This is a genomic window from Mesorhizobium sp. WSM3879 (assembly GCF_002294915.1).
GTDB lineage: Bacteria > Pseudomonadota > Alphaproteobacteria > Rhizobiales > Rhizobiaceae > Mesorhizobium.
The window spans coordinates 127,509-141,540 of sequence record NZ_NSFZ01000012.1 but is presented as its reverse complement, the minus strand read 5'-3'; the positions used below and the strand labels follow the sequence as shown (position 1 = coordinate 141,540).

Sequence of the window (14,032 nt, the reverse complement as noted above, 5' to 3'; positions counted from 1 at the left end):
AACTTCGATCAAAGCCGCGACGCGGCTCGCCTCAAACGCTTGGCTTTCCCTCCATCCCTTCAGACCATTCCCTTGCGGAGGCTCATGCCTCGGGCTTCACTTTGCTTTATTGCGCGTGCTCGCCGGCCGTGGCGTGACCGAAGATCGACGGCAGGCCGCGCGCGACGCCGGTATCGACGGTGACCGTCGCGCTCATGCCGGTGCGCAGCGCCATCTTGGCGTCGGGGTCGGTCAGTTCCAGGCGCACGGGAATGCGCTGGGTGACCTTGACCCAGTTGCCGGTGGCGTTCTGGGCGGGCAACAGCGAGAACTCGGCGCCGGTGCCGGCGCCGATCGCCTTGACGGTCGCCTCGAAGGTCCGGCCCGGATAGGTGTCGACCACGATCTCGGCCTTCTGGCCCGGCTTCATATGGGTCAGCTGGGTTTCCTTGAAATTGGCGTCGATCCAGGTGTCATCCGTCTCGACCAGCGCGAACAGCGGCGTGCCGACGGAGACATACTGGCCGATCTTGAAGGACGAGGCCTGGTAGACGATGCCGTCCGATGGCGCCTTCACCGTGGTCTGCGAGAGGTTGTAGGCGGCCTTGTCGCGCGCGGCGAGCGCAGACATCACGCTCGGATGCTTGTCGGTCTCGATGTCGGGGTTGCCGCCAAGCGCCGCCTTGGCGCTGATGATGCCCTGCTCGGCGACCGCAAGCTGCTGCTTGGCCTTGTCGAGGTCGTTGCGGGCCTCGTCCAGCGACGACTTGGCATTGATGCCCTTCTCAGCGAGATCGGCGGCGCGGTCATATTGCGACTGCGCATAGTCGACCTCGCTCTTGGCCGACTTCTGCTGCGCCATCGCCTGGCTGTAGGCGGCGCGCAACTGCTCGACATTGAGCCGCGCGGCGGCAACAGCCGCGTCGGCCTGGGCCAGCGCGATCTTGTAAGGCTCGGGGTCGATGACGAAGAGAAGGTCGCCCGCCTTGACCGTCTGGTTGTCGGCAATGCCGACCTGGACGATGCGGCCGGCCGTATCGGAGGCGATCGAAATCCGGGCCTGCTGCAGGTTGGCGTTCTCGGTCTCCTGGTAGCGACCGCCGGTGACCCAGACATAGGCGCCGCCGGCGAGCAGTGCCAGCGGCAGGGCGACCATCAAAAGGAAGCGGCCGGTGCGGCGCTTCTTCCTCGGTGCTGCCGGTGCGGGCTGCGGCTCCGCTCCCGCGGAGACCGGCGCAGCCTCCGGCTTCGCCGGCGCTTCCATCTCGAGCTTGGTGACGTTGTCGTCTGCTTTCTTGGCTGCCGCGTTCATGCTGCCCGCCCTTCCGTATTCTTGATTTTTTCGAGGGACGACGTCTCGCCGTCGGTCAAATTCTGCACGATGGTGTCGAGCACCCGGATCAGGATGCGACGGTCCTCCAGCGATACGCCGGTGAGCGATTCCTCATAGACCTCGCCGGCGAGGCTTTTGACATCGGCGTAGGCCGCGTTGGCCTTTTCGGTCGGGAAGATCATGCGCACACGCCGGTCGGCCGCGTCGGCGCGACGCTCGATCCAGCCGCCCTCCTCCATCCGGTCGACGAGGCGAGAGACGCTGATCGGCTCGATCTCGAGCAGTTCGGCGAGCCGCGCCTGCGCGACACCGGCCTCCTTGGCGACGCGGACGAGAAGCCGCCACTGCGCCGAGGAAAGGCCCAACCCGCTGGCGCGCGCCTCGAAGCGCTTGCGCATGAGGCGCTGCACGTCGTGGATCAAAAATCCCAATCTGTCGATGCCATCTGAAACCATGAGCGGCATATATAATAAGCGTGCTTACTATTCAAGTGGCTGCGTTGTTCCAGAAGCCGGCGACCGCATGCGGCCATGCCAGGGCTGCATGGTCGAAGCTCGCCAAGGCGGGCATGAGAGCGAACCAGAGCGCCGGCTCCGGCGTCGTCTTCAGGCAATGGGTGCATGGCATGGTGCCAACTGTCTGGGATTCACAGTGTTTTAGCAGCTGCGCTGGTGCCGTTCGGCATGTTTGTGATACATCTGCCGGCGAGGATCGGGGGATCATCGCAATGCCGACGCTCTATGCGCTGAAGCCGGCTTTCCAGGACAGGCTGCGGCCGCTGGTCAACAGGCTGGCGGCGATGGGTGTGACGGCCAACGGCATAACGGTCGCGGCTGCGCTGCTGTCCATCGCGGCTGGATCGGCGATCGCGATCCTCCCCGGTTGGAGCCCGCTGCTCTTCCTCATCCCCCTGGTGCTTTTCCTGCGCATGGCGCTCAACGCCATTGACGGCATGCTGGCGCGCGAGCATGGCCAGGCCTCGACGCTCGGCATGTACCTCAACGAGATCTGCGATGTCGTCTCCGACCTTGCGCTGATCCTGCCCTTCGCCGCCCTTCCCCAATTCGGCGCCTGGGGCGTTGTCGCCTTTGCCATCGCCGCGGCGCTCACCGAGTTCGCCGGCGTGCTCGGCATCGCCGCCGGGATCGGGCGAAACTATGCCGGGCCGTTCGGCAAGAGCGACAGAGCGCTGGCGCTCGGCGTGGCCGCCGTGCTCGCCGCCGCCGGGCTCTGGCCGGAGGCAATCGCGCCGTTTGTGTTTCCGGTCATGGCTACGCTTTCGCTGCTGACCGCCATAAACCGGATACGCGCCGGTCTTATTGGCAGCACCGGCTGAGCACCGAGACTCGCCATGCCGTCCGGGGGAACCACCATGCTTCACGAACAGGTCGCCAGCGCGCCGGCGGAAAGCCTTGCGCGGCAGGCGCAGGAACGCACCTTCCGCAGCCATGACGGCACGCAGATATTTTACCGCTACTGGCCGGCGATGCAGGCCACGGCCAAGGGCGCGGTCGTGCTCTTCCATCGCGGCCACGAGCATGGCGGCCGCATGGCGCATCTCGTCGACGAACTCAGCCTGCCCGACTACGCCTTCTATGCCTGGGATGCGCGCGGCAACGGCCGCTCCGCCGGCGAGCGCGGCTACGCTCCGTCTTTCGCCGCGCTGGTGCGCGACATCGACTGTTTCATGCGCGAGATCGCCGCCAGGGACGGTTTTGCGGCGCAGGACATCGCGTTGATCGCGCAGTCCTTCGGCGCGGTGCTGGCGGCCGCGTGGGTGCACGACTATGCGCCCAAGCTGCGCGCCATGGTGCTCGCCTCGCCCGCCTTCTCGGTGAAACTCTATGTCCCTTTCGCCAAGGAAGGCATCGCGCTGTGGCAGAAGATCAAGGGGCGCTTCTTCGTCAATTCCTACGTCAAGGCGAACCTTCTCACTCATGACCCTGTGCGCATTGCTTCCTTCGAAAACGACAAGCTGATCACAAGGCCGATCGCCTCGAACATCCTGGTCGAGCTCTATCAGCACGCGGCGCGCATCGTTGCCGATGCGCGCGCCATCACCGTGCCGACGCAGCTCCTTCTGTCGGGCAGCGACTGGGTGGTGCGGCACGCGCCGCAGCACGAGTTCTTCGTCAATCTCGGCAGCCGGGCGAAGGAGCGCCACGTGCTGCCAGGCTTCTTCCACGATACGCTGGGCGAGCGCGACCGCGCCAAGGCGCTCGACCTGATCCGGCCGTTCCTCGAAGCGCAGTTCGCGGCACCGGCGGAAGCTGTCGACCTGAAGCAGGCGGACATCGCCGGCTACACGCGCGACGAGGCCGACCGCCTCGCCTCGCCGCTCGATCTGCTTTCGCCCAGGGGCCTCTACTGGGCGATGAGTCGCGCCTTCATCCGCATCGGCAGCTGGTTCTCGCAAGGCATGAAGGTCGGCGTTACCACCGGCTTCGATTCCGGTTCGACGCTTGACTATGTCTATGAGGACGAGCCGCGCGGCCTGGGGCCGATCGGCCGCATGGTCGACCGGACCTTCCTCGACGCCATCGGCTGGCGCGGCATCCGCCAGCGCAAGCTTCACATCGAAGAGCTGATCGGCTCGGCGCTGGCAATGCTGAAGGCCGCTGGGCGGCCGACCAACATCCTGGACATTGCGTCTGGTCACGGCCGCTACGTCCTCGATGCGATCGACATGAGCCGGGAGCAACCGACCAGCGTTCGACTGCGCGACTATTCCGACCTCAATGTCGAGCTCGGCCGGAAGCTGATCGCCGAGCGGCAATTGCCGGCCAGCGTGTCGTTCCAGCGCGCCGACGCCTTCGACGGCGACGGGCTCGCCGCGATCGATCCGGCGCCGGACCTCGCCATCGTCTCCGGCCTTTACGAGCTCTTCTCCGACAATGCGCTGATTGCGCGCTCGCTCGGCGGCCTTGCCCGCGCCATGCAGCCGGGCAGCCTGCTCATTTACACCAACCAGCCCTGGCACCCGCAGCTCGAAATGATCGCGCGCAGCCTGACCTCGCATCGCGGCGGCCAGGCCTGGGTGATGCGGCGGCGCACGCAAGCCGAGATGGATCAGCTGGTCGAGGCGGCAGGCTTCGAGAAGCTCGACCAGCGCATCGACCAATGGGGCATCTTCACCGTCTCGCTGGCAAGGCGGCTTTAGGACCACCGCCGCATGCCTTCCAGTGCCGAGCCCCCGCCACTTTCACCCAGCGCCGAGCCCTATGGGCATGTCGTCCTTCGCGCAGCGCTGTGGCTCGCCTTCCTCGCGCCGGTCTTCTATTCGACCTACGGCTTCGCCAATTGGCTCGCCTCGACTCGCGACCATGTCGGCAGCATCGTGTTCTCCTGGGAACACCATGTTCCGTTCGTCGCCTGGACCATCGTGCCCTACTGGTCGATCAACCTGTTCTACGGACTGTCGCTCCTGCTCAACGACAGCCGCCAGGGCGTCGACCGGCTGGCCGGCCGCTACCTCACCGCGCAGATCGTCGCCGTCGCCTGCTTCATCCTGTTTCCGCTGACCGCCACCTTCGTGCGGCCGGAAACGAGCGGCCTGCCGGGTTTCCTGTTTGCGGTGCTCGGCGGCTTCGACAAGCCGTTCAACCAGGCGCCGTCGCTGCATATCGCGCTGTTGGTGATCATCTGGGATCATTGGCGCCAGCGCCTCGCCGGTCCTTTGCTGGGGCTCTGGCACGGCTGGTGCCTTCTGATCGGCGCCTCGGTGCTGACCACCTGGCAGCATCATTTCATCGACATCCCGACCGGCGCGCTGCTCGGCTTCTTCGCCCTGTGGCTCTTTCCGGCACAGGGCGAGCTGCCGTTCGCCGGGTCCCACCTGACTGCCGACGGCAAGGCACGGCGGCTTGCGCTATACTACGCGCTGGGCGCCGCTCTGGCGCTAACGGGCGCTGCGGCCGGCGCCTTCTTCTCCGCCCTCGCCTTGTTGCTTCTATGGCCTTCGCTGGCGCTGGCCATCGTCGCCTTCGCCTATGCCGGGGCCGGCGCGAAAGTGTTCCAGAAGACCGCGGATGGCCGTGTGTCGCTGGCGAGCCGCATCCTGCTTTGGCCCTATCGTCTGGGCGCCAGGGTCAATGTCTGGGCATGGACGCGCAAGCTGCCGCCGGTCGTGCCGGTCAGCGACGGCGTCTTCCTTGGGCGGTTCCCGAACGCCGCCGAGGCTGACGGCTTCGGCACGGTGATCGATCTCGCCGCCGAGCTTGAGCGACCGGGCGACGCGCCGGGCCGCTGGCAAAGCTTCGGCATGCTCGATCTGCTGCCGCCGCCGGTGGACACGCTCGACCAAGCGGTGGCGGCGATCGAGCCGGCGCGCCGGCAAGGCACGGTGCTGGTCTGCTGCGCGCTCGGCTTCCAGCGCAGCGCCACCGTCATCGCCGGATGGCTCGTCGCGACAGGCCGCTCGCACACGCCATCCCAGGCGCGCAAGCAGCTCGCCGCGTCCGGACGACCAGTGCATCTTCAGATCGGACTGGACGAGCCGGCATGACGGACGAAGCCTATCAGCAGCGGACAGCCGCCTTTGCCGCCATGCTGATCAAGCACGCCGCATGGCCGGCCGCGATCGTGCTCGTCTGCTACGGCTTCGCGCCTTTGGTCGCCTCGGCGCGCGGCGCGCTCCAGGCGCCGATCGCGGTGCTGGCACTGCTGGTCGCCGCGGCAAGCGCCGTCGTGGTGCTTGGGTTTTCGGCGCTTCTCGCCTTCGACGCGCTGTTGTTCCGGCTGATGGCGAGCCATGACAATGAGCGTTCAGGATGCGCCGCTGTCGACGACATGCTGGCGCGGATGCGGCTCAAGCCTGTCTCCTCGTCTCCGCGCCCGCTCGAGGACCGCATCGCCGGAACGCGCCGCCTGCTTGCCCGGCAGCGCATCGCCTTCGCGATCTTTGTCATCACGTTCCTGACAGCCGGATTCTGGATGCCGGGATGAACAAGCTGTCGCTCCGGACCTTCACGCTGCTGCAGACGGCGACTTCGGTCGGCCTGTCGGCGCTGGCCCGGGCGGTGACCGGCGTGCGTCCGATCTGGAGCGGCTGCCAGCCATCGGACCGGCAGCGCATCTATTTCGCCAACCACACCAGCCATGGCGATTTCATCCTTTTGTCGGCCTGCCTCAGCGAAAGAGAACGCGCCACCACACATGCGATCGCCGCCGCCGAATATTGGCGAAAGTCGCGGCTGCGCCGCTTCATCGCCGAGGACATGCTGTCCTCCGTGCTGATCAGCCGGCAATGGACGAGGCCGGAAGAGAACCCGATCTCCGTCATGCTTTCCGTCCTCGACCGGGGTCATTCGCTGATCATCTTCCCGGAAGGCACGCGCAACATGAGCGACGAGCTGCTGCCGTTCCGCTCCGGGCTCTACAATCTGTCGATGGCGCGGCCGGAAGTGGAGCTGATCCCGTGCTGGATCGAGAACATGTCGCGCGTGTTGCCCAAGGGCCAGTTCCTGCCGGTGCCGCTGCTTTGCCGCGTGGTCTTCGGCGCGCCGGTGGCGGTGGCGCCGGGCGAGGAACGCCGCGCCTTCCTCGAACGCGCCCGGGCCGAACTTCTGGCCCTCAATCCCCGTCCTGATCGAGACGAATGATGCGCCACGAAATCAGCATCCTGATCATCGGCCTTTTCGTGGTGCTGACCACGGCCAGCGCCACCGCCGCCGTGCTGTCGGCGCGGGCGCCGAAGCCGCTCAGCGCGACGCTGACCAACCTCACCCAGCGCATCAATGCCTGGTGGGTCATGGTGGCGCTGATGACGGTCGCCTTCTTCTTCGGCCGCTACGGCATGACCATCCTGTTCGCGCTGATCTCGTTCGCGGCGCTGCGCGAGTTCGTGACCTTGACGCACAGCCGCCGCAGCGACCATTGGGTTCTGCTCGGCATGTTCGGCATCGTCATTCCGGTCCAATACTGGCTGGTGTGGACGGCCTGGTACGGGCTGTTCGTGATCTTCATCCCGGTCTACTGCTTCCTGCTGATGCCGGCGATCACGGCGCTGCACGGCGATACCGAGCGCTTCCTGGAGCGCGTCTCGGCGCAGCAATGGGCGATCATGATCGCGGTCTATTGCGTCAGCCACGTCCCTGCGCTGCTGACGCTGAACGTGCCCGGCTTCGAGGGCCGCAACCTGCTGCTCGTCGCCTTCCTGATCATCGTCGTGCAGGGCAGCGACGTGCTGCAGTACATCTTCGGCAAGCTGTTCGGAAAGCACCGCTTCTCGCCAAAGGTCTCGCCGTCGAAGACCTGGGAGGGGCTGATCGGCGGGCTCGTCGCCTCGAGCCTGCTCGGCGCGCTGCTCGCCTTCATCACGCCGTTCTCGCCATTGCAGGCCTCGGCCGTCGCCTTCGTCGCCTGCACGATGGGGTTTCTCGGCGGGCTGGTCGCTTCCGCCATCAAGCGCGACCAGGGCGTCAAGGATTGGGGGCATCTGATCGAGGGCCATGGCGGCATGCTCGACCGCACCGACAGCCTGGTCTTCGCCGCGCCGATCTTCTTCCACCTGGTGCGCTATTTCTGGACGGTTTGAGCGTCGGCATCGGCGTCTCCCTGCGCAATTCCAAGGCCGCCTCACCCAAACATCAGAAAATTTTCAGAAACCGTTCGGGATTTCCGGAGCCCGAAGCGCCAAGAAGATCGGGCTGGCGAAAAGACAGGCCGCAAAGCCCGATTTCCTCCAGCCAACTGATTTCCCGGTCGCCGCATCCTCCCCCGCGCGGCCGCAACCTTGGTCATGGAGACAACATGATTGCACTTTTTCATAACAGGCCGCTGCGGCGCCGCCTTGTCGCCGGATCGATCGCCGTTCTTGCCTGCGGCGGCGCCATGGTCTGGCACGGCGCCAGAAGCGAGGCCTCGAACGTGAAGCCCGCCGCAGCCGAGACAAAGCTTGTCAAGGCCATCGAGGCCGTCCCGATGCTCAGCGCGGATACCCGCATCGCCATCGGCGAGATCCGGCCGAGGCTAGAAAGCGACCTCGGCTTCCGCGTGTCGGGCAAGCTGCTCGAACGCGTCGCCGAGATCGGCTCGACGGTGAAGAAGGGCGAGGTGCTCGCCCGCATCGAAGACCAGGACTATCGCAACCGGCTCGCCAGCGCCGAGGCCGATGTCGCGGCGGCGCAGGCCGTGCTTGTCGAGGCAAAAGCTGCGGAGGCCCGCATCGGCGCGCTGCTCGCCAAGGGTTTTACCACCCGCGCCAATTATGACGCGACACTGAAGAATCTGCGTTCGGCGCAGGCCAAGCTCAAGTCGGCGAACATCGCCTTCGACATGGCCAAGGACCAGATCGGCTATACCGAGCTGCATGCTGAATTCGACGGCATCGTCACCGCCACCGGAGCCGAAGCCGGTCAGTCGGTCAATGTCGGACAGATGGTGGTGCGGGTTGCCGATCCGGAGAGCCGCGACGCCGTGTTCTCGATCGCCGAAGCGGTCTTCGCCAACGCACCCGATACGAAGCACCCGCCAAAAGTGACTGTCTCGCTGCTCAGCAATCCGGCGATCACCGCGATCGGCAGCATCCGCGAGATCGCGCCTATGGCCGACGCCGCGACCCGCACCTTCCAGGTAAAGGTCTCGATCGAGAATGCGCCCAACGAGATGCGCTTCGGCGCAAGCGTCGCCGGCCGCGCCGAGATGGGCGGCGCGCCGGTCATGGTGCTGCCGGGCAGCGCGCTGTTCGACAAGGACGGCGAGCCGGCCGTGTGGGTGGTGTCCGCCTCGTCGGCGGTGGAGCTCAAGCCGGTCACGGTTGCCCGCTACGAGACCGACCGTGTCGTGGTCAGCGGCGGCCTCGCCAAGGGCGATCTGGTCGTCACCGCCGGCGTGAACCGGCTGCGGGAACGCGAAAAAGTGCGTATCGTTGAAGGAGAGGAAAAATGACCATGTCCAAGACAAAGGTCCTGATCGCCGGCGCCGGCCCGACCGGGCTGACGCTCGCTCTCTGGCTGACCAGGCTCGGGGTCCCGGTCCGCATCTTCGACAAGGCCACCGGTCCGGGCGAAACCTCGCGCGCGCTCGCCGTCCAGGCGCGCACGCTGGAGTTCCATCGCCAGATCGGCATCGTCGAGGACATCCTTGCCGAGGGCATCCGGCTGGAACGGCTTACGTTACATACGCCGGCCGGCGTCGCAGCGCGGCTGCCGCTTTCCGATTTTGGCCGCGGCATCAGCCCCTACTCCTTCGCCTTCGCGCTGCCGCAGGATATCCATGAACGCGTGCTGATCACGCATCTGGAACGCGCCGGCGTCGAGGTCGAGCGCGGAACGGAGCTCGTTGCTTTCCAGGACAAGGGTGACGCGGTCATCGCGACTCTTTCGCGGAACGGCAAGACCGAGACCGTCAGCGCAGCCTATCTTGCCGGTTGCGACGGCGCCCGCAGCACGGTTCGCCATGGGCTGAACATCGGCTTTCCGGGCGGTACCTACGAGCAGGCCTTCTATGTCGCCGACGGTAAGGGCACGGGCAACGTTACCCGCAATGGCATGGACACAACCATCAGCAGCTATGGCTTCGCCATCGTTATGCCGGTCCGGCAGTCGGGCTCGCTGCGCCTCATCGGCATCGTGCCGAAGGCGCATGAGGCCGACGAGACGATCAGCTTCGAGGCGATCCGCGCCGATGTCGAGCGCGACACCGGCGTCACGGTCGAAGAGGTCAACTGGTTCTCGACCTATCGCGTCCATCATCGCGTCGCCGAGCGCTTCCGCGCCGGCCGCGTGTTCCTCGTCGGCGATGCCGGACACATCCATAGCCCGGCCGGCGGCCAGGGCATGAACACCGGCATGGGCGATGCTGTGAACCTCGCGTGGAAGCTAGGCGCCGTGGTGCAGGGCCGTGCCGATCCGCGCCTGCTCGACAGCTACGAGCCGGAGCGCATCGCCTTTGCCCACAAGCTGATCGAAAGCACCGACAAGGTGTTCCGCTTCATCACCAACCGCTCGCGACTGGTCGGCCTGTTCCGGCGTTACGTGATGCCGAAGGTCATGAACATCGGGCTCCACACATCGTTCGGGTCGCGCGCATTCTTCGGCGTGATCTCGCAGACGGCGATCGAGTACCGCGCCGGGCCGATCAGCTCGGGCATGGCGGGCAAGGTCAGCGGCGGCGATCGCCTGCCCTATGTCGCCGGCAATGTCATGGGCGCGGGCGGCGACAATTTCGAGCCGCTGCGCTCGCTCGACTGGCAGGTCCATGTCTATGGCGAGGTCAATTGCGATTTCCGGGCGATGCTCGCACCGACAGGAATTGCAGTGCATGCCTTCGCCTGGACAGACGCAGCCGGGAAGGCCGGCCTGCAGCGCGACGCAGCCTATCTGGTGAGGCCGGACGGCCATGTCGCGCTCGCCTCGCCGGTCCAGGAGGCAGCCGCCTTCCAGCGCTATCTCGCGGGCCTCGCCATCAGGCCGAGAACCGCCGAGCGCGCGCCTTACCGTGTGCCGGGCACCATGCACAGCCTGGCCTGAATTGCGACAGTGCCCGCCAAGCGGCGGGCGCTGACCGAACCCAAACCGTCATTTGTTTTGGCCAGCCGGCAGGCGCCGGCGGAGCGCGCTTGCGCGCGCCCTGAAAAGGAACCGCATCATGACCAGCTTCAATCTTTCCGAATGGGCGCTGCGGCACCGCAGCTTCATCGTCTACCTGATGATCGCGGCCGCCCTTGCCGGCCTCTACGCCTATGGCGGCCTCGGCCGCGAGGAGGACCCGCCCTTCACCATCAAGACCATGGTGGTGAAGACGATGTGGCCGGGCGCCAGCACCAGCGACACGGTGGAGCAGATCACCGATCGCATCGAGAAGAAGCTCGAGGAGCTGCCGGACCTCGACTACGTCAAGAGCTACACCAAGCCCGGCGAATCCGTCGTCTTCGTCAACCTCAAGGACACGGTGGCCGCCGACCAGGTGCAGCCGCTCTGGTACCAGGTGCGCAAAAAGCTCGACGACATCAAGCCGACGCTGCCGTCCGGCGTGCAGGGGCCGTTCTACAATGACGAGTTCGGCGACACCTATTCGCTGATCTACGCGCTCACCTCCGACAGCCTCAGCCATCGCGAGTTGAAGGATCTCGGCACCAGCCTGCGCGCCGGGCTGCTGACGGTGAAGGACGTCGCCAAGGTCGACCTCATCGGCCAGCAGGACGAGAAGATCTATCTCGAATTCTCGACGCAGAAGGTGGCGGCGCTCGGCCTCGATGTCGGCACGCTGTCGCAGGCGCTGCAGGCGCAGAACGCGCTGACGCCGAGCGGCACGGTCGATGCCGGCCCCGAGCGCATCGCCATCCGCGTGTCCGGCAGCTTCACCTCCGAGGAAAGCCTCAAGGCCATCAACTTCTACGCCAACGGCCATTACTTCCGGCTGGGCGACGTCGCCGAGGTCAAGCGCGCCTATTCCGACCCGCCGCAGCCGATGTTCCGCTTCAACGGCAAGCCTGCGGTGGGCATCGCCATCTCGATGACTTCGGGCGGCGACGCGCTGGCGCTGGGCGAGACCGTCAAGGAGAAGATGCATGAGATGCAGGCCGAGCTGCCGCTCGGCGCCGAGCTCGGCCTGGTCGCCGACCAGTCGCATGTGGTGGAAGAATCCGTCGGCGAATTCACCAAGAGCCTCGGCGAGGCGATCGCCATCGTGCTCGCCGTCTCGCTGCTGGCGCTCGGCTGGCGTCCCGGCGTCGTCGTGGCGGTCGCCATCCCGCTGGTGCTGGCGATCACCTTCGTCACCATGGAGTATTTCGGCATCTCGCTGCAGCGCATCTCGCTCGGCGCGCTGATCATCGCGCTCGGCCTGCTGGTCGACGATGCCATGATCGCGGTCGAGATGATGATCTCGCGCATGGAGGAAGGCTACGACAAGATCTCGGCCGCCACCTATGCCTACACCTCGACCGCCTTCCCGATGCTCACCGGCACGCTGGTGACGATCGCCGGCTTCGTGCCGGTCGGTTTCGCCAAGAGCGGCGCCGGCGAATACTGCTTCTCGCTGTTCGCTGTCGTGGCGATCGCGCTCGTCGTCTCGTGGGTGGTCGCGGTGCTGTTCACGCCGCTCACCGGCGTCTTCCTGCTGCCCGATCGCATCAAGGGGCATGGCGGCAGCCATCAGCCCTCGCGCGTCGGCCGCGGTTTCCAGGCGCTGCTCGAGATGGCGATGCGGGCAAAGTGGCTGGTGCTGTCGGCGACGGCCGGACTGTTCGCGCTCTCCGTCGTGGCGATGGGCTTCGTCGGCCAGGAGTTCTTCCCGAAGTCCGACCGGCCCGAGGTCATGCTCGACCTCACCTTGCCGCGCACCGCTTCGATCAAGTCGACGGATGCCGTGGTCGAGCGCGTCGAGAAGCTGCTCGCCGCCGATCCTGATATCGACCACTGGAGCTTCTATGTCGGCCAGGGCGCGGTGCGCTTCTACCTGCCCCTCGACGCGCAGCTCGCCAACGACTTCTTCGCCCAGGCGGTGATCGTGACCAAGGGCCACGCCGTGCGCCAGGCGGTGATCGACCGGCTGGAGAAGCAGCTGTCGACCGGCTTCGACGACGTCATGGTCCGCGTCACGCCGCTGGAGCTCGGCCCGCCGGTCGGCTGGCCGCTGAAGTTCCGTGTCAGCGGTCCGGATCCGGACAAGACGCGCGGCCTCGCGCAGCAGTTCGCGCAGGTGCTGGGCAGCGACGCCTCGGTGCGCAACATCAACTACGACTGGAACGAGCCGGCCAAGGTCATCAAGGTCGATGTCGACCAGGACCGGGCGCGCGCGCTGGGCATCTCCTCGCAGCAGCTGTCGGAGACGATCAACGCGGTGCTCTCCGGCTCGAAGATCACGCAGATGCGCGACGACATCTACCTCGTCGACATCGTTGCCCGCGCGGTGGAAACCGAACGCGCCAGCATCGACACGCTGCGCGGCCTGACGATCAGCGCGTCCGGCGGACGGCGGGTGCCGCTCGAGCAGGTGGCGAAGCTCACCTACCAGACCGAGCCGCCGCTGATCTGGCGCCGCGGCCGGCTGCCGACCGTGACCGTGCAGGCCGATGTCGCGCCGGGCGAAAATGCCACGCTGGTCACGCGGCGGCTGGAGAGCGCCATCGCCGCCTTCAAGGCGGAATTGCCGGCGCGCTACAGCGTCGAGCAGGGTGGCGTGATCGAGGACAGCGCCAAGGCGCAGGCCAGCATCTTCGTGGTGTTCCCGCTGATGCTGTTCATCATGGCGACCGTGCTGATGGTGCAGCTGATGAGCTTCCAGCGACTGGTGCTGGTGCTGCTCACCGCTCCGCTTGCGATCATCGGCGTCGCCGGCGCGCTGCTCCTCTCGGGCGCTCCGATGGGCTTCGTCGCGATCCTCGGCGTGATGTCGCTGATCGGCATGGTGATCCGCAACTCGGTGATCCTGATCGCGCAGATCGACCAGCACATCGCCGCCGGCGAGGAACCATGGGCAGCGGTGATCAGCGCCACCACGCATCGGTTGCGGCCGATCCTGCTGACGGCGGCGGCCGCCATCCTCGGCATGATCCCGATCGCGCCGACGGTGTTCTGGGGGCCGATGGCCTATGCGGTGATGGGCGGCCTCTTGGTGGCGACCGTGCTGACGCTGGTTTTCCTGCCGACGCTCTACGTCACCTGGTTCGGCATCAAGGCGCCGGCTGAGAGCACCCCCGCGGCCGAACCGACCGCGGCCGCAGCCGAGCCCCAGCCGCTGGTGGCCTGAGCGGCGCCCTCCCAGCAGCCACGGCGG

11 protein-coding genes are annotated in these 14,032 nt (G+C 66.5%); 9 read left to right on the top strand and 2 right to left on the bottom strand.

The genetic code is table 11. The annotated features are described in order from the left end of the window. Positions 1 to 106: 106 nt before the first annotated feature. Complete coding sequence (locus CK218_RS23980) at positions 107 to 1,291, bottom strand: HlyD family secretion protein (protein ID WP_095829108.1); 1,185 nt, start codon at positions 1,289 to 1,291, stop codon at positions 107 to 109. Beyond that, positions 1,288 to 1,767, bottom strand: coding sequence for a MarR family transcriptional regulator (locus tag CK218_RS23975; protein WP_095801336.1), 480 nt, complete (start codon positions 1,765 to 1,767; stop codon positions 1,288 to 1,290). The genes CK218_RS23980 and CK218_RS23975 overlap by 4 nt, the downstream gene beginning before the upstream one ends. Before the next feature lie 272 nt (positions 1,768 to 2,039). Between CK218_RS23975 and CK218_RS23970 the strand changes: the two genes are divergently transcribed. From CK218_RS23970 to CK218_RS23930, 9 genes are all read left to right on the top strand, one after another. Beyond that, positions 2,040 to 2,648: a CDP-alcohol phosphatidyltransferase family protein gene (locus CK218_RS23970; RefSeq protein WP_095829107.1), complete on the top strand. Its 609-nt coding sequence runs from the start codon at positions 2,040 to 2,042 to the stop codon at positions 2,646 to 2,648. Positions 2,649 to 2,684: 36 nt separating this feature from the next. Further along, positions 2,685 to 4,472 (top strand): bifunctional alpha/beta hydrolase/class I SAM-dependent methyltransferase, encoded by a 1,788-nt coding sequence (locus tag CK218_RS23965; RefSeq protein ID WP_179294584.1) that lies wholly within the window; start codon positions 2,685 to 2,687, stop codon positions 4,470 to 4,472. A gap of 12 nt (positions 4,473 to 4,484) precedes the next feature. Beyond that, positions 4,485 to 5,816, top strand: coding sequence for a phosphatase PAP2/dual specificity phosphatase family protein (locus CK218_RS23960; protein WP_095829105.1), 1,332 nt, complete (start codon positions 4,485 to 4,487; stop codon positions 5,814 to 5,816). Continuing rightward, the gene (locus CK218_RS23955; protein ID WP_095829104.1) at positions 5,813 to 6,256 is read left to right on the top strand and encodes a hypothetical protein; all 444 of its coding nucleotides are present in this window, start codon (positions 5,813 to 5,815) and stop codon (positions 6,254 to 6,256) included. The genes CK218_RS23960 and CK218_RS23955 overlap by 4 nt, the downstream gene beginning before the upstream one ends. Further along, positions 6,253 to 6,912 carry a lysophospholipid acyltransferase family protein gene (locus tag CK218_RS23950; protein ID WP_095829103.1) on the top strand — a complete coding sequence of 220 codons (660 nt, stop codon included), beginning with the start codon at positions 6,253 to 6,255 and terminating at the stop codon, positions 6,910 to 6,912. Before CK218_RS23955 ends, CK218_RS23950 begins: the two co-directional genes overlap by 4 nt. Beyond that, positions 6,912 to 7,847, top strand: a complete 936-nt coding sequence (locus tag CK218_RS23945; RefSeq protein ID WP_095784069.1) for a phosphatidate cytidylyltransferase — start codon at positions 6,912 to 6,914, stop codon at positions 7,845 to 7,847. Before CK218_RS23950 ends, CK218_RS23945 begins: the two co-directional genes overlap by 1 nt. A 215-nt stretch (positions 7,848 to 8,062) precedes the next feature. Beyond that, on the top strand, positions 8,063 to 9,199 hold the full coding sequence (locus CK218_RS23940) for an efflux RND transporter periplasmic adaptor subunit (protein WP_245435170.1): 1,137 nt from the start codon (positions 8,063 to 8,065) through the stop codon (positions 9,197 to 9,199). A gap of 2 nt (positions 9,200 to 9,201) precedes the next feature. Further along, positions 9,202 to 10,782, top strand: coding sequence for an FAD-dependent monooxygenase (locus CK218_RS23935; RefSeq protein ID WP_179294583.1), 1,581 nt, complete (start codon positions 9,202 to 9,204; stop codon positions 10,780 to 10,782). Positions 10,783 to 10,900: 118 nt separating this feature from the next. Next, a complete protein-coding gene (locus CK218_RS23930; protein ID WP_095829101.1) occupies positions 10,901 to 14,005 on the top strand; it encodes an efflux RND transporter permease subunit in 3,105 nt (1,034 codons plus the stop codon). Positions 14,006 to 14,032: the final 27 nt, after the last annotated feature.

Excerpts from the sequence above, each read along its gene's own strand:
- CK218_RS23940 (WP_245435170.1), top strand. The coding sequence starts at position 8,063 with ATGATTGCACTTTTTCATAACAGGCCGCTGCGGCGCCGCCTTGTCGCC.
- CK218_RS23945 (WP_095784069.1), top strand. The coding sequence starts at position 6,912 with ATGCGCCACGAAATCAGCATCCTGATCATCGGCCTTTTCGTGGTGCTG.
- CK218_RS23935 (WP_179294583.1), top strand. The coding sequence starts at position 9,202 with ATGTCCAAGACAAAGGTCCTGATCGCCGGCGCCGGCCCGACCGGGCTG.
- CK218_RS23930 (WP_095829101.1), top strand. The coding sequence starts at position 10,901 with ATGACCAGCTTCAATCTTTCCGAATGGGCGCTGCGGCACCGCAGCTTC.
- CK218_RS23965 (WP_179294584.1), top strand. The coding sequence starts at position 2,685 with ATGCTTCACGAACAGGTCGCCAGCGCGCCGGCGGAAAGCCTTGCGCGG.
- CK218_RS23970 (WP_095829107.1), top strand. The coding sequence starts at position 2,040 with ATGCCGACGCTCTATGCGCTGAAGCCGGCTTTCCAGGACAGGCTGCGG.
- CK218_RS23980 (WP_095829108.1), bottom strand. The coding sequence starts at position 1,291 with ATGAACGCGGCAGCCAAGAAAGCAGACGACAACGTCACCAAGCTCGAG.
- CK218_RS23950 (WP_095829103.1), top strand. The coding sequence starts at position 6,253 with ATGAACAAGCTGTCGCTCCGGACCTTCACGCTGCTGCAGACGGCGACT.
- CK218_RS23955 (WP_095829104.1), top strand. The coding sequence starts at position 5,813 with ATGACGGACGAAGCCTATCAGCAGCGGACAGCCGCCTTTGCCGCCATG.
- CK218_RS23975 (WP_095801336.1), bottom strand. The coding sequence starts at position 1,767 with ATGGTTTCAGATGGCATCGACAGATTGGGATTTTTGATCCACGACGTG.
- CK218_RS23960 (WP_095829105.1), top strand. The coding sequence starts at position 4,485 with ATGCCTTCCAGTGCCGAGCCCCCGCCACTTTCACCCAGCGCCGAGCCC.